General features: G+C 48.7%; 15 protein-coding genes and 1 rRNA gene. 12 read left to right on the plus strand and 4 right to left on the minus strand.

The genetic code is table 11. The annotated features are described in order from the left end of the window. Positions 1–42 precede the first annotated feature (42 nt). On the minus strand, positions 43–678 hold the full coding sequence (locus ACR0QT_RS09580; RefSeq protein ID WP_177977875.1) for a GNAT family N-acetyltransferase: 636 nt from the start codon (positions 676–678) through the stop codon (positions 43–45). Positions 679–1,024: 346 nt separating this feature from the next. Beyond that, positions 1,025–3,103, minus strand: coding sequence for a M28 family peptidase (locus ACR0QT_RS09585; protein ID WP_432630578.1), 2,079 nt, complete (start codon positions 3,101–3,103; stop codon positions 1,025–1,027). A 502-nt stretch (positions 3,104–3,605) separates the two neighbouring features. Between ACR0QT_RS09585 and ACR0QT_RS09590 the strand changes: the two genes are divergently transcribed. The 3 genes from ACR0QT_RS09590 to ACR0QT_RS09600 are packed head-to-tail and all read left to right on the plus strand — an operon-like array spanning position 3,606 to position 8,997. Continuing rightward, positions 3,606–4,943, plus strand: coding sequence for an MATE family efflux transporter (locus ACR0QT_RS09590; protein ID WP_432630579.1), 1,338 nt, complete (start codon positions 3,606–3,608; stop codon positions 4,941–4,943). 8 nt (positions 4,944–4,951) lie between these two features. Next, positions 4,952–6,091 carry an exonuclease SbcCD subunit D gene (locus tag ACR0QT_RS09595; RefSeq protein ID WP_432630580.1) on the plus strand — a complete coding sequence of 380 codons (1,140 nt, stop codon included), beginning with the start codon at positions 4,952–4,954 and terminating at the stop codon, positions 6,089–6,091. A gap of 2 nt (positions 6,092–6,093) precedes the next feature. Next, complete coding sequence (locus tag ACR0QT_RS09600) at positions 6,094–8,997, plus strand: AAA family ATPase (RefSeq protein WP_432630581.1); 2,904 nt, start codon at positions 6,094–6,096, stop codon at positions 8,995–8,997. Between the two features lie 68 nt (positions 8,998–9,065). Here ACR0QT_RS09600 and ACR0QT_RS09605 read toward each other — a convergent pair whose 3' ends face one another. Then, the gene (locus ACR0QT_RS09605; protein WP_432630582.1) at positions 9,066–9,701 is read right to left on the minus strand and encodes a GNAT family N-acetyltransferase; all 636 of its coding nucleotides are present in this window, start codon (positions 9,699–9,701) and stop codon (positions 9,066–9,068) included. A gap of 276 nt (positions 9,702–9,977) precedes the next feature. On the opposite strand from ACR0QT_RS09605, the gene ACR0QT_RS09610 reads away from it, so the two are divergent. From ACR0QT_RS09610 to ACR0QT_RS09645, 8 genes are all read left to right on the plus strand, one after another. Continuing rightward, on the plus strand, positions 9,978–10,670 hold the full coding sequence (locus ACR0QT_RS09610) for a response regulator transcription factor (RefSeq protein ID WP_432630583.1): 693 nt from the start codon (positions 9,978–9,980) through the stop codon (positions 10,668–10,670). Further along, positions 10,648–12,360, plus strand: coding sequence for a sensor histidine kinase (locus tag ACR0QT_RS09615; protein WP_432630584.1), 1,713 nt, complete (start codon positions 10,648–10,650; stop codon positions 12,358–12,360). Before ACR0QT_RS09610 ends, ACR0QT_RS09615 begins: the two co-directional genes overlap by 23 nt. A 625-nt stretch (positions 12,361–12,985) precedes the next feature. After that, positions 12,986–14,455: an anthranilate synthase component I gene (trpE, locus tag ACR0QT_RS09620; protein ID WP_432630585.1), complete on the plus strand. Its 1,470-nt coding sequence runs from the start codon at positions 12,986–12,988 to the stop codon at positions 14,453–14,455. After that, positions 14,452–15,033, plus strand: a complete 582-nt coding sequence (locus ACR0QT_RS09625) for an anthranilate synthase component II (RefSeq protein ID WP_432630586.1) — start codon at positions 14,452–14,454, stop codon at positions 15,031–15,033. Before trpE ends, ACR0QT_RS09625 begins: the two co-directional genes overlap by 4 nt. A 189-nt stretch (positions 15,034–15,222) precedes the next feature. Then, positions 15,223–16,242 (plus strand): anthranilate phosphoribosyltransferase, encoded by a 1,020-nt coding sequence (trpD, locus tag ACR0QT_RS09630; RefSeq protein WP_432630587.1) that lies wholly within the window; start codon positions 15,223–15,225, stop codon positions 16,240–16,242. 136 nt (positions 16,243–16,378) lie between these two features. Further along, positions 16,379–17,164 (plus strand): indole-3-glycerol phosphate synthase TrpC, encoded by a 786-nt coding sequence (gene trpC, locus ACR0QT_RS09635; RefSeq protein WP_432630588.1) that lies wholly within the window; start codon positions 16,379–16,381, stop codon positions 17,162–17,164. A gap of 120 nt (positions 17,165–17,284) precedes the next feature. Beyond that, positions 17,285–17,980, plus strand: a complete 696-nt coding sequence (locus ACR0QT_RS09640; RefSeq protein WP_432630589.1) for a phosphoribosylanthranilate isomerase — start codon at positions 17,285–17,287, stop codon at positions 17,978–17,980. 202 nt (positions 17,981–18,182) lie between these two features. Next, positions 18,183–19,328, plus strand: coding sequence for a M20/M25/M40 family metallo-hydrolase (locus ACR0QT_RS09645; RefSeq protein ID WP_432630590.1), 1,146 nt, complete (start codon positions 18,183–18,185; stop codon positions 19,326–19,328). Positions 19,329–19,476: 148 nt separating this feature from the next. Here the strand turns inward: ACR0QT_RS09645 and ACR0QT_RS09650 are convergent, their stop codons facing one another. Next, positions 19,477–20,973 carry a DUF1576 domain-containing protein gene (locus ACR0QT_RS09650; protein ID WP_432630591.1) on the minus strand — a complete coding sequence of 499 codons (1,497 nt, stop codon included), beginning with the start codon at positions 20,971–20,973 and terminating at the stop codon, positions 19,477–19,479. A gap of 603 nt (positions 20,974–21,576) precedes the next feature. Here ACR0QT_RS09650 and ACR0QT_RS09655 point away from each other — a divergent pair. Further along, positions 21,577–21,850 (plus strand): 16S ribosomal RNA (locus ACR0QT_RS09655); the annotation flags it as partial.

Genomic DNA, 21,850 nt, shown 5'->3' on the forward strand with positions numbered 1-21,850 from the left:
GTGTCACGTTATTTTTATGTGAGTGGATATGTATGATGTAGGTTACTGAATTTCACGGATCAGACAATACTGCTTGAGAGGAAAGTTTCTCTTCATCACACCGTAGGTCTTAAATCCTAAATGATGATAGAAATCCAGATTTTTCTCGTTGTGTGTCTCGAGAGAAATCATCATGCGGTGCTTTTCCGCATAGTCAATCGCTTCTTCCATCAAGGAAACAGCAATGCCGTGGTGTTGCATCTGAGGATCGACTGCCAGATAGATGATGTGAAGGCGCTGATCCTGGTGCAACTGGTCTGTCCAGCTGGAGTTAAGGTAATCATTTCCCTTTAAGAAATTCTGAAATGTCTTGAGGGAGTGATCTTCCTTGATTAAGTAAGTGTCCGTCTGAAGTTTTGCCTTTGTCTCTGCCAAATAGAACTGGAAGATGTTATAAGGTTCCGCTTCATCGGAGACAACGAGAACTCCGTTTAAGTCCGGACTGTCTGCAAAGATTTCGCAGGTCTCATAAAATTCGTCCATATCGCAGTGAAACAGTTCCGGCATTAAACGCTTGCGCACATCCGGATCAGGAATCAGTGTTTCATAAAGAGGATCGTGTGCAAAACATCGGTTTAAAAGCTGTTCAAGCTGTGGCAAATCTTTGCGCTGTACGCGGTATAGTTTGTTACTGTCCATAATTGATTGACCGTATAGTAACGGCTGTCATTCCTTTCGTGAATATTCCTCATAGTAAAATAGTACTGTTTGTTTGGTAAGAATGTTAATAAGTTTTTTTCTGTAAAGCCTGCCAGGGCGTAGCTGGCGGTGTGAGGAGAAGAAGCCAGGGCAAACCCGTGTGAGACGTCGGTGCTTAGGTCGCGTATTTTGCGACCTTATGCACCGCTACGTCGAACCCGGAGCGGGAGCAAGTTTGACATGGCTTACTTCTGCCGTCACCGCCCTAGTTTATAGTTACTCAGTTTGCTCGATTATATTATTTGTCTCAGTACACTTTATCGATCTCTTGCTCTATATTAATCTCTTACAGAAACACCGTCTTGACAAGTCGGGAGAGTTCTTCCAGCGTTTCCGCAAGTAATTTATGCTGGTTATCCCGAATCGAAGTGAGCTGACGAATCTCATCCTCGTAATCTGTCTCGCCATTTTCCTGCTTCTTCAACAGGCTCTTAACCAGCCCGTAGAGGTTCTCATGAGGCATCAGGCGACCATAGCCCCATTTCAGACGCTCTTTCGGCTGGTGGAGCACATAGTTGGTGAAGTGATTGTAGACATCCTCATCAAACATGAAGGCGTATGCGTTGTTGTCGACCTGATAGAGCCGTCTGAGTGCCGAGGAGAGCTTTCCATTTTGCAGGGCGTGGATCGAACCGGACACGAGCTTTAAATTCTTGAGAAGAATCTCATGCGGGTAGAGCACATTGCCGTACCAGTCGATTCGCACGAGTGCATCCTGAGTCTTCTTGAATCGATCGAGCAGAAGTTTTTCTGTCTTTCTGGCTTTCTCAAAGAGTTCCTCTGCCTGTGCATTCTCCCCCTCATTTAAGAGGTGACGATAGAGGTTGTTTGAGACCTCAAGATCATCATAATCTCTCCACGCCTTCTGCTCCGCAATCCGAAGCAGATCACAGAGGGAGGAAATCTGAAATTCCAGATCCATGCCGGAGGCATCTACTCCTGAATGAAGTCCGTGCTTGCTGTTCTCAGAGAAATCCAGGTCGTTGTCATCGAGACCGTGGAAGGCGTGATGCATCACCGGAGCGAAGCAGAGCGGAACAACAGCCGTCTCATCGAGAGCTACGATCAGCAGGGCGAAGAGTTCGTGGTGCAGGCGGTAAACCTGAGCATCGTAAAACTCGTCATTGTCAAACTGAGAGTGGTAATGAGTCTCCATAAAACTTCCGCCGGTGAAATCGTTGACCATCGACGGGATTCCGGAGATCGCAATTGAGAAATCGTCCGACCAGGTCTCGATCGGAGCCGTGATTCTCGTCTCCTCCGGGTAGGCGCGGGTCAGTTCCGGAAGTTCCGACAAGTAGTCCTCAAGGAACTGGGTGTACTCATAGCAACTGCGGATGCGTGCGCGTGTGCCGTGTGCGAGAGCAGGAAGCTCAAAGTTTAAGTCTGCGATGACTTTGCCGACCCACTCCGGATGAGCCGTGAAGACCTGTTCGTAAGCGCCGGTCGACCAGTCAAAGTTCGAATCTGCGACGCCCCATTCCTCCGCTGCCATCGCACAGAAGACGATCGTGTTGCGCGGTTTAAATCCGCTGTCGACGAGAGCCTTTGCGATGCCAAGCATCATGGCGATTGCGGTGTTGTCATCCTGAAAACCGCTGAAATAGGAGTCATAATGGGCGGAGAGCATGACCATACGGTCAGGATGAAGTCCCGGAATCCGTCCGACAATGTTGTAGGTCGTGCAGTCGCGCATCACGCGGGTGTCGGAGTCGAGCAAAATTTTGATGCTCTCATTTCCGGCAACACCTTCCTCGACATGAAGAAGCTGTTTGAGAGCAGTCGCATCCTTGCGAGAGATTGAGAAAGCAGGTGCATTCTCCGGTCCGGCAATATCCTGAGCATTGAGCGCCTCGTCATCGATCTCCCCGTATCCGCCGCACTGGACGGCGATCAGGGCGCGAGCACCCTTTAAGTGTGCCTGATAAACCGGATAGTTGATCCACCACTCATCGCGCTGGTTGATGTCGACGAGGACAAGTTTGCCGGTGACATCCTTTCCTTCGTAGTCGGAAGCCGTTCCCTTGCCGAGATACATCAGTTCAAATTCTTCCGGACCGTCCGTCACGAACGTCGTCTGGTAAGCGCCAAGCTGTACTTCGTGGGCGGTTCCATCCTCTGCTGTGAAATGAAGCACAGCCTTCTTAAATTCCCATCCGTCGACTGTGATTGCGTCTTTTGTCACATCCGAGAGACCGATGGATTCCATTTCCTTTTTGAGCATCTCGCCGGTCTCAAATTCTGCCCGGGAGCCAGCACTGCGGTATCCCAGGACTTCGTTGGAACGATATTGTTCCATCCGTTTTGCAAGACGGTAAGAATAGTCGATATCAATATGTTTTAAAATCGTTTCCTGAAGAGTCATTAATCGCTTTTCCTCCTGTCAAATTCAGATTCATTATAGCACCGGAACTGAAAACTGGCTACACCTCACAGTGAGGAATTTTTTGAACAAAAAGTGATTGTGTTACTGTTCAGAGGTAGACACTTTTGGAATCGAACGTGCCGTGAGACATGATACAAGAATAAGATCTGATTGACAGAAGACGGAGAAGGATGATATAATCGCGTTTGCTAAAACCCATGAGGATGTGGATTTTTCTAGAGAGATTCTATTTTCGCCACACAGTTTCCGGTCGTTCCGGTGACTGCGTGGCGTTTTTTTGTTTCGACATTAACCGCACTCGGCGCAAAAACGGCGCAAAAATGTGCCAAGGCAATTTCTTTTAAGAAAAAAGCCAAACAAAAAAATGGAACAGAAACAAAAATAGAACAGAAAAAAAGAAGAGAAGAGCAAAACAAAAACAGAAAAAGAAAAGAACAAAAAGAAAAAAACAAAAAGAAGAACAGGAGGAAATTTAAGAAAAATGGAACAGACACAGATGAAAGAAAAGCCGGTTCTCGGACTCTTGCTTTCGATGGCACTGCCGATGGTGATTTCCATGATGGTAAACTCACTTTACAACATCGTCGACAGCTTTTTCGTCGCAAAGATCAGCGAGAGTGCGATGACGGCATTGTCGCTCGTCTACCCGCTTCAGAACCTTGTAAACGCGCTGATGATCGGATTTGGAGTCGGAATCAATGCGGTGATTGCATTTTATCTCGGAGCGAGAGATTTTAAGAAAGCAGATGATGCAGCTTCGCAGGGATTGTTTTATAATGTTGTACAGGGACTTCTGATGACGGTGGTTTGCATTGCGGTGATGCCGTCGTTTTTGAGACTTTTCACCGGCGATGAGGAGGTTATCTCCCTCGGCGTGCGCTACTCGAACCTTGTATTTCTGTTTGCAGTTGCGGTTGCCGTGGAGCTGGCATTTGAGAAGACGTATCAGGCAGTCGGAAAGATGGCGGTCTCGATGTTTTGTATGATTGTGGGATGTGTTGTCAACATCATTTTAGACCCGGTGTTGATCTTCGGACTCGGACCGTTTCCTTGTCTTGGAATTGAGGGCGCGGCACTTGCGACCGGAATCGGTCAGACCGTGAATGCAGGCCTGTATGTGATTTTTTATCTGATCAAGCCGATCTCCGTTCACATCAGACTTCGCCAGATGAGACCGACACGCGATATGGGAATCCGTCTCTACGCGATCGGAATTCCGGCGACATTGAACCTTGCACTGCCGTCCCTTCTTGTCTCCGCGCTCAACATCATTCTTTCGGGATACGGTCAGATTTATGTCTTTGTGCTCGGAGTTTACTATAAACTCCAGACGTTTTTGTATCTTCCGGCAAACGGAATCATTCAGGGAATGCGTCCGCTGATGGGATACAATTACGGAGCGGGAGAGAAGAAGCGCGTGCGCCAGATTTATGTGACAGCACTCGTGCTCTCAGCGGGAATTATGGTCGCAGGAACGATTCTTTGCCAGCTGATTCCGGGATCTTTGATTCAGATGTTTACGACGAGAACGGAGACCGTCGAGGCAGGCGCGATAGCGCTTCGGATCATCAGCCTTGGTTTCCTTGTTTCCGCACTTTCCGTGGTTTCCTCGGGAGCACTTGAGGCGCTTGGAAAAGGAGTTCCGTCTCTGATGATCTCGCTGTGTCGATATGTGATGATTATCATTCCGGTGGCATGGATTTTGAGCCATTTCCTCGGTGCAGTCGGTGTCTGGCATGCATTTTGGGTGACGGAGGCAGTTTCCGGAATCATCTCGGTTCTGATTTATCAGGGAGTCCACAAAAAAGAGGAGCGATAAGAAGAATTATGAAATTGATGCATCTGTCCGATCTCCATATCGGCAAACGGATTTATGAGTATTCGATGTTAGAAGACCAGAGGCATATCTTGAAGGAAGTGCTTGCGATCGCCGGGGAGGAAAAGCCGTCGGCAGTTCTTCTTGCGGGCGACATCTATGACCGTGCAGTGCCCTCGGCGGAGGCAGTGAGCGTGTTTGACGAGTTCCTCAGTGAACTGGCAAAGTGCTGTGAGGCAGTCTGCGTGATTTATGGAAACCATGACTGCGCGGAACGCCTTGCATTTGGAAATTCGCTGATGGAAACGAGCCAGGTCTATGTCTCACCGGTCTATGATGGGACGCTCAAGAGCGTTTGCTTAAACGATGAGTGGGGATGTGTTCGGATTCATCTGCTCCCGTTTTTGAAACCGGCAGTCGTCCGTCATGTGTGGGAGGATGAGCCGGCAGATACGACGGAGGATGCCGTGCGGACAGCGCTCGCGCATTTGACGTTTGATCCGGACGAGAGAAATGTGCTTGTCGCTCACCAGTTTGTGACCGGGGCAAGTCGCTGTGAGTCGGAAGAGCTTGCAGTCGGCGGAGTCGACCAGGTTCCGGCAAGTGTCTTTGATGGATTTGATTATGTGGCACTCGGTCATCTTCACGGACCTCAGAGTGTGGAGCGAGAGACGATTCGATACTGTGGAACCCCGCTCAAATATTCATTTTCGGAGGTGCATCAAAATAAGTCGGTGACGATTGTGGAGCTTGAAGAAAAAGGCAAAGTCTCCGTTCGCATGCGTCCTCTTCACCCGCTTCGCGATCTTCGGGAGATTCGCGGGACATATCTTGAACTGACGGCAAAATCATTTTACGAGGGAACGAATACCGAGGACTATATCCGAGCTGTGCTGACCGATGAGGAGGATATTCCCGATGGTCTGCAAAAGCTCCGCGTGATCTATCCGAATCTGATGCAACTGCTGTACGACAATCAGCGGACAAGGGAAGACCAGACGGTGGAGTCGGCTGAGAATGTGGAAAAGAAATCGGAGTTGGAGCTGTTTGAGGAATTCTATGAGATTCAGAATAATCAGCCGATGAGCGAACAGCAGAGAACATTTTGTCAGGAACAGCTTGAGAAGATTCTTTCGGAAGGAGGCAGGTGACTTTGAGACCGGAACATCTGATTATCAGTGCATTCGGACCGTATGCGGGACGGACAGAACTTGATTTTACAAAATTTGGACGGGGAAGTCTTTACCTGATCTGTGGGGATACGGGAGCGGGAAAGACGACGATTTTCGATGCGATCACATTTGCGCTTTACGGGGAGGCAAGCGGGCAGGTGCGCGATGCCGGAATGTTTCGAAGTAAGTATGCCGAACCGACCGCGGACACGTTTGTGGAGCTTGTGTTTTCCTGTCAGGGAAGTACCTACACAGTCAGACGAAATCCCGAGTATCTGCGACCGAAGACGCGCGGAGAGGGAATGACGGTGCAGAAAGCCGATGCTGTTTTAACGTTTCCCGATCAGAGACAACCGATCACAAAGGCGAGGGAGGTAACGAAGGCGGTGACGGAGCTCATCGGTCTTGATTATCGCCAGTTTACGCAGATTGCAATGATTGCGCAGGGAGATTTTCAGAAACTTCTTTTGGCGGGAACTGCGCAGAGATCCGAGATCTTTCGCCAGATTTTTCATACCGGACCGTATCAGGATTTGCAAAATCGCCTGAAGACGAGCGCAAAAGAATGCTGGAAGATTTATGATGAGACTCGAAGAAGTATCGTGCAGTACCTCGACGGGGTTCACATTTTGAAAGAGGAGATCGAAAGCGGATCGGGAGAAAAAACAGATCGTCAAGACATGATCGCGCAGTGGAGCGTGATTCAGTCTGCGCAATTTGATGGATGTACGGTTCGAGGAATCGAACTGCTCACGGAATTTTGTGCAGTGGATGCAGAACGTTTAAAAGGACTGCAAGCGCATCTTAGACAGTGTCGTGAGCACTTGCAGAGAGCGCAAAACCGGCAGGAGCGAATGGAGGAATGTCAGCGCCTGCGCGCAGAACTTGAGCAGGATGAGGCGAGGATGGCGCCTGCGCTTGAGGCAAAGAATCAGGCAGAGCGAGAGTATGAAATTTGCCATGCCACCTCAGAGCGCGGGAAAAGTCTTGATCAGGAGATTTTACTGCTTCAGGAAGAAGAAAACCGACGGAACCGCCAGAAACTGAGAAGAGCTCGTCTGGAAAAACTTCAGGACATGATTCAGAACGAGGAGCGCGATGGGAAACGTTCTCAGGAGGAGCTTGCGCGATATACAGAGCTTTCCGAGCAGGAGTCCGAGTCTTCCTCGGAACAGAGAAGAGCAAAACACAGCGAGAGAATCCGACAGCAGGCAGAAGGAAAACAGCTCTTGCAAAACGGTGCTCATCTTCGCGTGTTGGAGACGGAGATAGAGAAAGAACAGGCTTCGTATCAGATGCTTGCAAAAGAGCGGGCACAGGCTGAACAGGGATACCTCATTCTCGAACAGTGTTTTCTCGATGCACAGGCAGGAGTTCTCGCCCGCCATTTAAGTCCCGGCGTTCCGTGTCCGGTCTGCGGTTCGCTCGAACATCCGCATCCGGCCATTCTCGCGGAGGATGTCCCGGACAAAGAGGAGTTGGAGCGGGAGAAAGCGCGACTTGAGAAAATTCGCCAGAGTGCACAGAATGCAAGCGCAAAGTCGGCACAGCTGATGAAACAGAGAGAGCAGGAATCAACTGCATTTGTCGAGCAAACGGGGATTTTTCTGGGAGAAATAGAAGCCCAGATGGAAGCAGAAACTTGCGATCTGAATGAGTGGCTGGAGCGGATTCAGATTTCTTTAGAGACGTTAAAGGCACAGGAAGCGGAGTATCAGCGATGGGAAGCACAGATTCAGGAGCGCGAGAAGAAGAGCTTTGAGATTCGCCAGAAGATTCAAAAAGCAGAAATTGCACTTGCCGGTTTGCGTGCCGAGCAGAGGGAGCTGATTCGACAGGATGAGGAGGAAAAATCAAGTCGGGACAATCAGAGAAAGAGTGATAAGACGGAGACGGATGACTGGGAGAGCGAGGATCTGAGTGCGTTGATTCAGAGAAAGCGAGAGGAAAAACGGACGTTGGAAACTGCCTTAAAGCAGGCGGAGGAAGTTCGCAGAAGGGCTGGCGAGACATTTGCGCGCTTAGAGGAGAGTCTTCGCCTGCATAAGGAAAGACTTTTCAAACTCCAAGAAGAGCTGAAAGAAGAATTTGATAAAACCGACGAAACGAACAAAAACAATGAAATTGAAATTAACGAAATCAACGAAACTGAGGGTGGGTTTGAAACCTTGCTTTCTTCCCTCAGAGAGCAGATTGGTCGATTGAAAGAGGAGGAGGGCGAGTGGAATCAGCGCATGCAGGATCAGTATGCGACGTTAAAAAACAATGAGGAGATCCTCACGCGTGTTCGTCTGCGCCAAAAAGAGCTTGAATCCGCGGAGCAGAAATATACCTGGATTCGTGCACTTTCCGATACCGCAAACGGTACACTGTCCGGAAAAGAGAAAATTGAGCTTGAGACCTATGTGCAGATGGCATATTTTGATCGGATCTTGCGTCGGGCAAATCTTCGCCTGATGACGATGAGCAGTGGTCAGTATGAACTTAAACGGCGAAGTGTCTCGGAAAACCGGAAAGAGAAATCGGGATTGGAGCTGGATGTCATCGACCATTACAACGGTTCGCAGAGAAGTGTCCGGACACTCTCAGGCGGAGAGACATTTCAGGCTTCGCTCTCCCTTGCGCTCGGTCTCTCGGACGAGATTCAGGCGCGGGCGGGAGGCATTCGCCTTGACGCAATGTTTGTGGATGAGGGATTTGGCTCTCTCGACGAGGATGCACTCTCGCAGGCAGTGCGCGCACTTGAGAATCTGACGCAGGGAGATCGGCTTGTCGGAATCATTTCCCATGTCGCAGAACTCAAAGACCGGATTGAGAACAAGATTGTTGTGACAAAAACCCGGCAGGCGGGCAAGGCCGGAAGCCGGGCAAATGTTGTCTGCTAAAAAATTTTTGCACAGATCATAGTTGAAAAGCGTGAAAAGAAAGAAAAGCAAGAAAAGCATAAAAAGCATTAAATCTTGCCATTTGACAGAGCGTCCGGTGAAAAACTGGGGCGAGATCTCAGCTCAGAAAACGGGATCATCGCGGGCTGATTTGTCAGATGGGTTCCGATGTGCTTTTCCATCCAGACCATGTTGTACCAGCGGTGAAATTTGTACCCGCACTGAAAAAACTCTCCGACAAGGCGGTAGCCGAGTTTTTCATGAAAACGAACGCTGTCTTTTGTCAGATGAGGATCGTTGTCCTCGGCTGGATAGGCAATGCAGGCGTTGAGATTCAGGATGTTTTGAGCGGAGAGTGTGTGCTCCAAGGCATCGTAGAGGAGACGACCAACCCCGTTTTTGCGGTGGGAGCGGTCGACGTAAATTGAAGTCTCAACGGCCCAGTCGTAGGCAGGGCGGTCATGAAACGGACCGGCGTAGGCGTAGCCGACCGGCTTACCATTCACCTCGGCGATGAGGTAGGGGTATCTCTCTAACGTGTGTTCGATTCGGCTTGCGAATTCTTCGACAGATGGAATTTCATATTCAAACGTGATGGCAGTGTCCGTCACATAGGGGGCGTAGATGTCTAAGAGGGCAGATGCGTCCTTTTTTTCTGCAAGACGAATGGTAGGAATCGTGGCTGAGTTGTGAATAGAGTCCATAATCGTTGACCTCCAATAAATGATGATAGGGATATTTTTTAATCCGTTTTTCAGACCAACTTTAGCACAAAGTGAGGGGGAAAACAAGAAATTCTGACACGGTAATAGCCTGTCTGTGAAATCTCTGTGAAAACGTGGAAATACGAAAATAAATTTGATACAATGCAGATAACGGGTACAAAAATGGATCTTTCCGTTCAAGAGATACGCACAGTGAGCGTTGACTTGAATCAATAAAATACGATGAATATGATGGATAGTCAGGAGGATGAGACGATGGATGGATTAAAAGTGCTTGTCGTGGATGACGAGGCGAGAATGAGAAAACTGGTGAAGGATTTCCTCACCGTAAAGGGATTTCAGGTTTTGGAGGCAGGTGACGGAGAGGAGGCCGTGGATATTTTCTTTAAGCAAAAAGATATTTCCCTGATTATTCTCGATGTGATGATGCCAAAGATGGACGGATGGGAAGTTTGCAGAACAATCCGCCAGTACTCCAAGGTGCCGATCATCATGCTGACGGCGCGCAGTGAGGAGAGAGATGAGCTTCAGGGATTCAAACTCGGCGTGGATGAGTATATTTCAAAACCGTTCAGCCCGAAGATCCTTGTCGCCCGTGTTGAGGCGATTCTGCGCCGGAGCAATATGACGGTCAAGGAAGTCTCCGATGTCGGTGGAATCTGTTTGGATAAACCGGCGCATCAGGTGACGATCGATGGAAAGCCGATTGATTTGAGTTACAAGGAATTTGAGCTTTTGAATTATTTCATCGACAACCAGGGAATTGCGCTCTCGAGAGAGAAGATCCTCAACAACGTGTGGAACTATGATTACTTCGGTGATGCCCGCACGATCGATACCCATGTGAAGAAACTGAGAAGCAAGATGGGTGAGAAGGGCAATTATATCAAGACAATCTGGGGTATGGGATACAAGTTTGAGGTGGATGATGACAGTCAAAAAGATTGAGAAACAGCTCCATCAGGACAAGGGAATGCGCCATTCGATCCGTCACCGGATCATGTTGATTTACATGGGGCTGATGTTGGCGACGATTCTTGCGATTCTCGTCGTCAACAACTGGTGGCTTGAGCGATATTACGTCAACCAGAAGCTGAAAGTCATGGAGGAGGCGTACAACACCGTCAATCATGAAGTGATGGAGGAAGCGCAGGACGGTGAGAGCATCAGCAGTGTAATCAGCCGGGAGCTCGAGGCAGAATGGCAGAGGTGGGGGCAGATCCCATTTGATGAGAACGGGGAGGATAATGACACTCAGACGGGTGATTCTGAAAACTCGGGAAGTTCAGAAAGTCATTGGAAGCAGAAAAAGAAGATCCAGATGGCAACGACTTCGGATCAGGACAATGATACACTTCTTGGGACAATCCGGACATTCGGGGAGAGAAACAATCTGACGACGGTTCTGATTGACAGCTCAACAGGAAAGGCATTCTTAAGTTCTGGCCGGGAGAGCGATTTCCTCGCGCAGAAAGTACAGCGCTATGTACTCGGAAAAGGCGGAAGCAATGCTGAGATTTTAAAAGAACACGATAACTATATCGTGGAGACAAACTATGACAAGCGCTCAAATGCGAGCTATATGGAAGCATGGGGATTTTTCTCGGACAACAGCACGCTCTTTATCATGTCGATGCCACTTGCGGGAATCCATGACAGTGTGATGCTTGCAAATCGTTTTACAACGTTTGTCGGACTTGCAGCGTTGATTCTCGGAACGATCATCATGTACTTTGTCGCCAATCGTGTGACGAAGCCGTTGCTTGCACTTGCGGCACTTTCGGAGAAGATGTCAAATCTCGATTTTGACGCCCACTATGAGGCAAATGCTCAGGATGAGATTGGAATTCTCGGACGAAATATGAACAACCTCTCGAGCAGGCTCAAGGACGCGATCGGAGCGCTTCAGGACGCGAACCGACAGCTCCAGCACGACATCGACGAGAAGACCCAGATCGATGAGATGCGAAAGGAATTTATCGCAAATGTCTCCCATGAACTCAAGACTCCGATTGCGTTGATTCAGGGCTATGCCGAGGGTCTGACTGAGGGAATGTGTGAGGATGAGGAGAGCCGGAATTACTACTGCGAAGTCATCATGGATGAGGCAGGAAAGATGAACAAGATGGTCAAACAGCTTCTGACACTGACGGCACTTGAGTTTGGTAACGATGCGCCGTCGATGGACACGTTTGATATCACAGAACTGATTCAGGATCTGATCCGTTCTTCGTCGATCCTTATCCAGCAGAATGAGGCGACTGTCTGTTATAATCCGGATGGACCGTGTATGGTATTTGCGGATGAGTTTAAGATCGAGGAGGTTGTGACAAACTATCTGACGAATGCAATCCATCATCTCGATGGAGAGCGACGGATCGAGATTCGCGTTGAGAAGAAGGGGGAGACTGTGAAGGTGACAGTCTTTAATACCGGAAATCCGATCCCGGAGGCAGACCTTCCGAATCTCTGGACGAAGTTCTACAAGGTTGACAAGGCGAGAACGAGGGCTTACGGCGGAAGTGGAATCGGACTCTCGATCGTCAAGGCGATCATGGACATCCATCACCAGAGCTGTGGCGTTGCAAACGTCGAGGGCGGTGTGGAATTCTGGTTTACACTTCAGGCACAGAAATAAATCCCAGGTCTTTGCGAGAGTCAGCTTGAATCATCTCCGGAATCTCCAGTGAAAAGCTAGGAAAAAAGATACAGAAAATAGTTGACAAACACTGGGAAAAGTCTTAAAATGTGAAAAAACAAAATATAAATTCAATCAAACCGATGAAGCGGAGATAAAAACAAGTCGTGCACTTACAGAGAGACGGGATGCTGAGAACCGTTAGAACGCAGTTTGTTAAATGGACCGCCGAGGGCGCAGTCAAAAGCTGGCAAATGAAATCCATCATGGACAGCTGAGTATTCTGCGACGTGAGACACGCGTGAGAGGTCAGGAATATGATGGTATTCCGTAAAGCGCACGGAAGCCGGAGTGATACAGAGCGGGCAGTTGAGAGATCAGAAACCCGATTGAGTCAGAGCTTCCGGTGAAGTGAATCAAGGTGGCACCGCGGGAAGCGTGAATGTAATAAGTCCCGTCCTTGGCAGACTTTCTATATTTGAGAGTCTGTCATGGACGGGGCTTTTTTATTTCATAAATTTATGAAACTCATAAATAAAATGCAAACCATGATTTTTATGAAATTTCGTTCCATCCATATATTCTATATTCTATCAATCGATCAATTAGAAGGAGGATAAGAGAGATGATGACGCTTGAACAGGCTAAGAAACTCGCTGAGGAAGGCAGATACGGAAGAATTCCGATGACCAGAGAGATTTATTCGGATATTCGCACCCCGCTTGAAGTTCTGAGAATTTTAAAACAGGTGAGCCGTCACTGCTATCTGCTTGAGAGTGTGGAGGAGTCGAAGCAGTGGGGACGCTACACGTTTCTCGGATTTGATCCGCTTCTCGAGATCAGCTGTCAGGACGGAACGCTGACGATCAAGGGCGCGACGACGATGAGCCAGAAAGTCGATCACCCGAAGGAGGCGATTCGCCAGATTCTTGAGGAAAACCGAAGCCCGCGCCTCAAAGATCTCCCGACGTTTACCGGTGGCCTTGTGGGATATTTCTCCTACGATTACATCAAGTACGCGGAGCCGACGCTGGATCTGGAAAAAGCCGACGAGGACTCGTTCAAGGATGTCGATCTGATGCTGTTTGACAAGGTGATCGCCTTTGACAATTTCCGCCAGAAAATCATCCTGATCGTCAACATGAAGACGGATGCAATCGAGGAAGAATACCACAAGGCAGAGCTCGAGCTTGAGCGACTCGCCTACCTGATTCGCAATGGAAATCTGGCACCCAATCAGCCGTTGAAATTAAAAGGTGAACTTCAGCCGACGTTCTCGAAAGAGAAGTACTGTGAGATGGTTGAGAAGGCAAAGCACTATATCCGCGAGGGAGATATTTTCCAGGTCGTGCTCTCAAACCGTCTGGAAGCAGAGATGGAGGGAAGCCTTCTCGATGCATACCGGGTGCTTCGGACGACGAACCCGTCTCCGTATATGTTTTACTTCTTCAGCGATGACATCGAGATTGCCGGAGCTTCCCCGGAGACGCTCGTCAAACTCACAGATGGCAAACTTTTCACCTATCCGCTTGCAGGCACGCGCCCGAGAGGGGCTTCTCAGGAAGAAGATCAGAGACTGGAGCGGGAACTGCTCGCGGACGAGAAGGAGCGCGCAGAGCACAACATGCTTGTCGATCTTGGAAGAAACGATATCGGAAAGATCAGTCGGATCGGAAGCGTGAAGGTAGAAAAATATATGGAAGTGGAGCGATATTCCCATGTGATGCATATCGGATCGACGGTGAGCGGAACGATTCGCCCGGAGTGTGACGCCGTTGATGCAGTCGATGCGATCCTTCCGGCAGGCACGCTGTCGGGTGCGCCGAAACTTCGAGCTTGTGAGATCATTCAGGAACTTGAGGGCGGTCGCAGAGGAATTTACGGAGGAGCGATCGGTTATCTCGATTTTGCGGGAAACCTCGATGTGTGTATCGCGATCCGCATTGCCTACGCAAAGCGCGGAAAAGTGTATGTGCGCTCGGGAGCCGGAATCGTTGCGGACAGCGTCGCAGAGAGTGAGTATCAGGAGTGTCTGAACAAGGCAAAGGCAGTTGTGAGTGCGATTGACACGGCACGGAAAGGAATGGAAGAATGATCGTTTTGATTGATAATTATGACAGCTTTTCTTATAACCTCTATCAGCTTGTGGGAAGCATTGATCCGGATATCCGCGTGATTCGCAATGACCAGATCACCGTCGAGGAACTTGAGGCGTTGAAACCTGAGGCGATTATTCTCTCGCCGGGGCCCGGAAGACCGGAGGATGCCGGCATCTGCATCGAGGTCGTTCAGAAACTCGGATCAAAGATCCCGATTTTTGGAGTCTGTCTCGGACACCAGTCGATCTGTAAGGCATACGGGGCGAATGTGACGTATGCAAAAGAGCTGATGCACGGAAAGGTCTCAAAGATCTCGATTCATCCGCAGAGTCGCCTGTTTGCGGGACTTGAGGATGGGATGCAGGTTGGTCGTTATCACTCACTGTCCGCAGAAGAGACGACGATGCCGGAAGAATTGCTTGTCACAGCGAGAACGGAAGATGGGGAGATCATGGCGGTCGAGCATCGAACGAGTCCGGTGTTTGGCGTGCAGTTTCATCCGGAATCGATCCTGACCCCGGATGGAAAAGCGATTTTGGAAAATTTCTTTAGAGTGTTCCGGGAAACGATTTGAGAAATTAAGAAAACATAATCTGGGAAAAATAGGAAAAAAAGAAAATAAAAAAAATAAAAAATAGAAACTTAGAGAAGAAAAAAATAGAAAAAAACATTAAAGAAGGGTATTAAAAAAGAACACGGAAAAGAAACTTGAAACTTAAAAAAAGAAAATCGAAGACGAAATTGCGAAAAGGAGAGAACAACGATGATTAAGGAAGCCATTTTAAAAGTATATAGAAATGAAAATCTTACCTACGAAGAGGCAGAGCAGGTGATGAACGAGATCATGGAGGGTGAGGCAAGTCCGGTGCAGATGAGCGCTTACCTGACCGCACTTGGCATGAAGGGAGAGACCGTTGAGGAGATCACCGCATCGGCGTCTGGAATGAGAGCGCACTGCGTTCGCCTGCTTCACAATATGGATGTGCTTGAGATTGTCGGAACGGGTGGAGACGGAGCGAATTCCTTCAATATTTCGACAACCTCCGCGCTTGTGATCTCAGCCGCAGGAATTCCGGTTGCAAAACATGGAAACCGCGCCGCTTCGAGCAAGTGCGGGGCAGCAGATGTGCTTGAGGCACTTGGCGTTGACATCACAATCTCTCCGGAGAAGAGCCGGGAACTTTTGGAAAAGATCGGAATCTGCTTCCTGTTTGCACAGAAATACCACGGTGCAATGAAATATGTGGCTCCGGTCAGAAAGGAGCTTGGAATCCGGACAATCTTTAATATCCTTGGACCTCTCGCAAATCCGGCAGGTGCCAATATGGAACTGATGGGAGTCTATGATGAGACGCTTGTGGAGCCTCTCGCTCAGGTGCTTGCAAATCTCGGCGTGAAGCGTGCGCTTGTCGTGTATGGAACGGATCATCTCGATGAGATCTCGATGAGTGCGCCTACGAAGGTCTGCGAGGTGCGGGACGGTGCGTTCACAAGTTATGAGATCACGCCGGAGCAGTTTGGATTTTCGAGATGCCAGAAAGAAGATCTCGCAGGCGGAACCCCGGAGGAGAATGCGAAGATCACGATGGCAATTTTAAATGGAGAGAGGGGACCGAAGCGAGATGCGGTGCTGATGAATGCAGGATCTGCAATTTATCTGGCAGGAAAAGCAGAGTCGATTGCAGAGGGAATCAAGATTGCCGGAGAGATCATTGACAGCGGAAAGGCAAAGAAACAGCTCGAAGCCTTTGTAAACGGATCGAGAGACCAGCTCGGGGAATAAGAAGAGTAAAAAGAATAAGGCGAGTAAGACAAATCGGAATAAGAAGAATTAGATAAAAAGAATTGGATAAGAGAAATGAAACATTTGGTTAGATGAAAATTTGGGAGAAAAAGTTCGGACAGGAGAGGAAAGTCATATGATTTTGGATGAGATTGCGGAGAAGACAAGGGCGAGAGTTCAGGAAGAAAAGAAAAAAATATCTGCACAGACAATGCGGGGACTCGCGGAGTCGCATCGGTGTCCGCAAGACAAACGCTTTCGGTTTGAGCAGGCGCTTCGGGCACCGGGACTTTCCTTTATCTGTGAGGTGAAGAAGGCTTCCCCATCAAAGGGCGTGATTGCAGAACATTTTCCGTATCTTGAGATTGCGAGAGAATATGAGGAGGCGGGGGCGAGCGCGCTCTCTGTCCTCACAGAGCCGTTTTATTTTCAGGGAAGCGACGCTTATCTCAAGGAAATTGTGGAGACAGTCTCGATCCCGGTTCTTCGGAAAGATTTTACGGTGGATTCCTATATGATTGATCAGGCAAGTGTGTTAGGGGCTTCGGCGGTGCTTTTGATCTGTGCGATTCTCGGGGACGGACAGCTGAAGGAATATCTGGCACAGGCGCATGAACTCGGACTTTCCGCTCTCGTGGAGGCGCACGATGAGCGCGAGGTTGAGCGGGCTTTGCGTGCGGGAGCAAAGATTGTCGGAGTCAACAACCGCGATTTGAGAACGTTTCAGGTTGATGTCAACAATTCCGTGCGCCTGAGAAGTCTTGTGCCAAGCGAGATCGTGTTTGTCTCGGAGAGCGGAATCCGGGGTGCGGAGGATACAAAGAGACTCTATGAAAATGGAACGGACGCGGTGCTGATCGGAGAGATGCTGATGAGAAGTGCAGATAAGGCAGAGACGCTTCGACAGCTTGGAAGAAGATAAACACGAAATGAAAATGAAACCTGGATTGCGAAAACTCAGCAAAAGAGAATCGTAAAACCGTAAAACAATTGCAAAAGAATAAATAATAATAGAAGAAATTGCAGGGAAGAGCCAAAGAATATGGACAAGAATCAGAAACACAAGATGGGAATCGAGAACGGGAAGGCAGGCACAGGCGCAAGGCGGACGAGGGTCAAAATCTGTGGACTGACCAGAGAGGAAGACATGGATGTACTCAATGAGTGCAGACCGGATTTTGCCGGGCTGGTGTTTGCGCCGAGTCGCAGACAGGTCAGTGAGGAGCAGGCAGAGAAACTTCGCGCGCGCCTGAGACCGGAGATTCCGATTGTCGGGGTGTTTGTGGATGCACCGTCGGAGCAAATTGCGCGCCTTGTGGAAAAAAGAATCATCGATGTGGTTCAGCTTCACGGCTCAGAGACGCCGAGCGATCTTGAGAATTTGCGAGAGCGTTTAAAAGGTCTTGGCAGAAAGGTTCCTCTGATCAAGGCGATTCGGATGAGCGCGGAGACGGATCTTGCGATCTGGGATCAGAGTGAGGCAGATTATCTGCTCTTGGATGCGATGCAGGCGGGAGCGGGGAAAGTGTTTGATCACAATCTGCTGGAATCGCATCTTCCGATCAGGAAGCCGTGGTTTCTTGCAGGCGGGATGAATCCCGAGAATGTCTCTTTGGCGATTGCGCGGTTCTCTCCGTTTGGCGTGGATGTCAGCAGTGGAGTCGAGACGGACGGAAAAAAAGATCCCGAAAAGATTCGGCGGATGATCGCAGAGGTGCGTTCCCATTCGTTTGATTAAGTGCTATAATGAGCGCAGGAGCAGTGCGCTGACAGTTCAGTAGTAGTGCAGGAGCAGTGTAGTAGCGCAGACTTGCGAGTGTTGACTTGAAAAACATGCATATAGGATACTTATAACATTTATAAGACGCATATAAGATGTATATAAGATGTATATAAGATGCATGCAAGATATATACAAGATACGGGAGAGGACTGGGATCATGGAACTTGGATCAGAAGAAAAATCGTATATCAGAGAACATGCAAAAGAGGGATATGAACTCTTAAAAGAGCTGGCGCAGATTCCGGCGCCTTCGAATCATGAGGAGCGTCGAACCGAGTTTTGCAAGAACTGGCTTGAGAAAAATGGGGCAAGCGGAGTCTATGTGGATGATGTTGGAAATGTGATCTATCCCCATCATGTGACGGAGACGAATCCAGTGATTGTTTTTATGGCACATATGGATGTCGTATTTCCGGATGAGACACCTCTTCCGTGGAAGGAGGAGGGCGATCGCCTTTGTTGCCCAGGAGTCGGGGATGACACCACAAATCTTGTCGCCCTCCTGCTTTCCGCAAGATACGTTGCAGAGCGGGATTTAAAACCGGAAGACGGCTGTGGCGTTCTCTTTGTGTGCAACACGGGAGAGGAAGGACTTGGAAACCTGAGAGGTTCCCGAAAAATCTGTGAGGATTATGGCAGTCGGATCAAGGCGTTTACGAGTTTTGACTGCACAATGGACACGATCGCCTGTCGGGCGGTCGGTTCGGAGCGCTTCCGCGTGAGTGTGAAGACCGAGGGCGGACATTCTTACAGTTGCTTTGGCAATCCCAATGCGATTGCAGTCATGGCAGATCTGATTCGGGAGATTTATGCGATCTCTGTGCCGGCGGGCGGAAAGACGACCTACAACGTCGGTGTAATTGAGGGTGGGACCTCGGTCAACACGATTGCGCAGGAAGTCCATATGCTCTGCGAGTATCGCTCGGATGACGCAGATAGTCTTGACTGGATGAAGGCGCGTTTTGCGGAGATTTTTTCAAAGAAGAGAGAAGGCGCCGAGGTATCGGTGGAGGTTGTCGGTCTGCGCCCGTGTGAGCGGTTGAATGAGGAGCAGAAAAAGGTTCGCGAAGAAATGCTTGATTTTGCGAAAGAGACGCTTGCGCGCATAACCGGAAAGACACCGGCACTTGTTCCGATTTCGACGGACTGCAACATTCCGCTCTCGATGGGAATTCCGAGCGTGTGCTACGGAACGTGTTTTGGAGCGGGCGCGCACACGAGAGAGGAGTATGTGGAAAAGAGTTCTCTTGAGCTGGGGTATGAGACCGCACTGAGCGGAGTGCTGAGATATTTTTCAAAATAAAATTTAAACTTTATAACTTTACAATTCATAAAAATTATAAAGTTATAAAGCAGAAAAACCTCCATTGCCAGAACAGAAAACGAAGTATCCGTCAGGCTGTGGAGGTTTTGTGTTGCGGATAGAGTCTTGAAATCTTGTCTGAGAGCCTTTACTGCTCGTCCATATCGTCTCCGAGTTCATTGTAACGGGAGGTATCGTAAGGGCGAATCAAATTTGGATCGACGTTGTTTTGAACAAGCGTGATCAGGTCTCTCATATTCACATGCTGATCCTTCATCTCCTCGCGGGTTGCCGGGACGTAGTGTTCGAGGATCGGGAGAACGATCAGGATTGTGATACCGGCGGTGAAGCCACCGTTGTAGAGGACGAAACCGCCGTGGAGTGCACTTGTCGCCGTACAGATTGAGGCGCACAGGAATCCGCAGGCGATTCCGGCGCGGGTGCCGTAACGTCCGACAATCGGGCTCATTCCCGTCGCGAACGCTGCTCCGTTTAGATAGCCCTGCATCGAGATCGACCAGGTGAGCTGTCTTCCGTTGATGTGGCAGAAGAACAGTGTGAAGAGGTACAGGCACTCATAGCCGAGGAGAATCGGCAGGATGTTGCGCGGATGCTGACCCATTGCAGTGAACGTCAGAGCGGCGAGCACGATTCCGAAAGTCGGTCCGGTAAAGCCTGCGCCCTCGGAAAACTGAATGGCGAGATTTAAGTAAATCAAGAAGATACAGCCGTAAAATCCGATGTTCATCAGGCAGATCGGCATGCCGTATTTTTCTGCAAAGTCACTGCGAAATCCGGTATCCTTGAACAGATGTTTCAGTCCGTGAAGACTTTTTCCGTTCAAAATATATCCGCTGAGGATGCAGATCGCAAAGATCGTCAGGTAAAAGCAGTTTCCATAGAAGCGGAAGCTGTGACCGAACTGCTCATAGACCGGAGTGTCCACAACGAGGGAGGTTGGCACCTCAATTCCCATCGTGCGGTACATGAAGTTGAACACGAGGAAACCGAAGATTCCGAATGCGAGTCCACCGTTGTACAGGTTATATCCCTTATGCCAAGCGTGTGCACCGGGCAGGATTGCCGGCACGACGAAACCGAGCATCAGGCTAAACAGGATCGCGAGGATTACTCCTTTGGCGGTGAGCTGTACCTGACCAAAAACGAAATCGTTTCCGATCGTGTAGCGGAACAGAAATTCGCTGATGAAAGGAGCAAACGAGGTGGTAAACATGCAGACATGCAGGTTGCTCTTAAAATTTAAGTGTTTTAATTTTAAATAGATGAAAGGGGTGAACAGGCAGGGCAACATGTTCAGGATGTTTAAGCCGTAAAAACAATGTGCCACAACAAGAAAATATCCCGCCATTGTGTTGGCGCGGGACTCACCTTTGAGACTGACCATGAGAATGGCGCACAGAAGACCGCAGGCTCCAGCATTGAGCATGGCGCTTGAGAGACCGCCGACGGCGAAGTAATCGGTCACGAGGGGACATGGAGTGATCATGATTAGATACCATCCATATAAAACCGCAGAAATCGTTTTCCTCGTATATAATGTAGCGATTCCTGCTGAAATAAGAAATGCGGTAGAGAAACCGAAAGCGATGCCGTTGATGATCCGGCTGTTTTGTTTGGCATTCATAGCTGAAGAAAATCCCCCTGAATCATATAAAGTAGTATATAAAGTAGTAATTGCTTCTTAACATAATCATAACATGATTTATTGAGAAAAACCTGTTTTTTTATAAAAACAATAAGAAATCGAAAAAAACGGGGCAGGATTTGGTGAAAATGAGCATAAAAGTTGGGATTTCGTTCCAGCGTGCGGGATTTGCAGACTGGAGCAGAGGGGAATGAAAACGATTTGAAAAATAAAATGTAAAAAAATGTAAAATAGTGGTTGACATTTTGTTGAGGGTCTGGTAATATAATGGACGCACCGCAAAACGGAGCAACGATCTGAAAAACGATCGAAAAAATAAAATAAAAAAGTGCTTGACAAACCCAAACAGCTCTGATATAATGAACGAGTTGCTGATGAGAAACAAGCAACAAAATAAGCAACAAACTGAACCTTGAAAATGAAAGATTGAACAGTGTTTAAAACCCTGAAAATTCTTATAAAAAAGAGTCTTTTGGTAAAGACATCTTTGGATTGAGAAATTCAGAACAAAAACAAACCAAACAACAGTAGAACGGTTTAATAATTAGCTAGTGGTTAATCATTGGATCGGGAAACAAACTTTAATTTGAGAGTTTGATCCTGGCTCAGGATGAACGCTGGCGGCGTGCTTAACACATGCAAGTCGAGCGAAGCACTTATGATTGATTTTTTCGGAATGATTTCATTTGTGACTGAGCGGCGGACGGGTGAGTAACGCGTGGGTAACCTGCCTCATACAGGGGGATAACAGTTAGAAATGACTGCTAATACCGCATAAGCGCACGGCATCGCATGATGCAGTGTGAAAAACTCCGGTGGTATGAGATGGACCCGCGTTTGATTAGCTAGTTGGTGA

This window comes from Brotaphodocola sp. (assembly GCF_050873365.1).
In the GTDB taxonomy this organism is placed as follows: Bacteria; Bacillota; Clostridia; order Lachnospirales; family Lachnospiraceae; genus Brotaphodocola.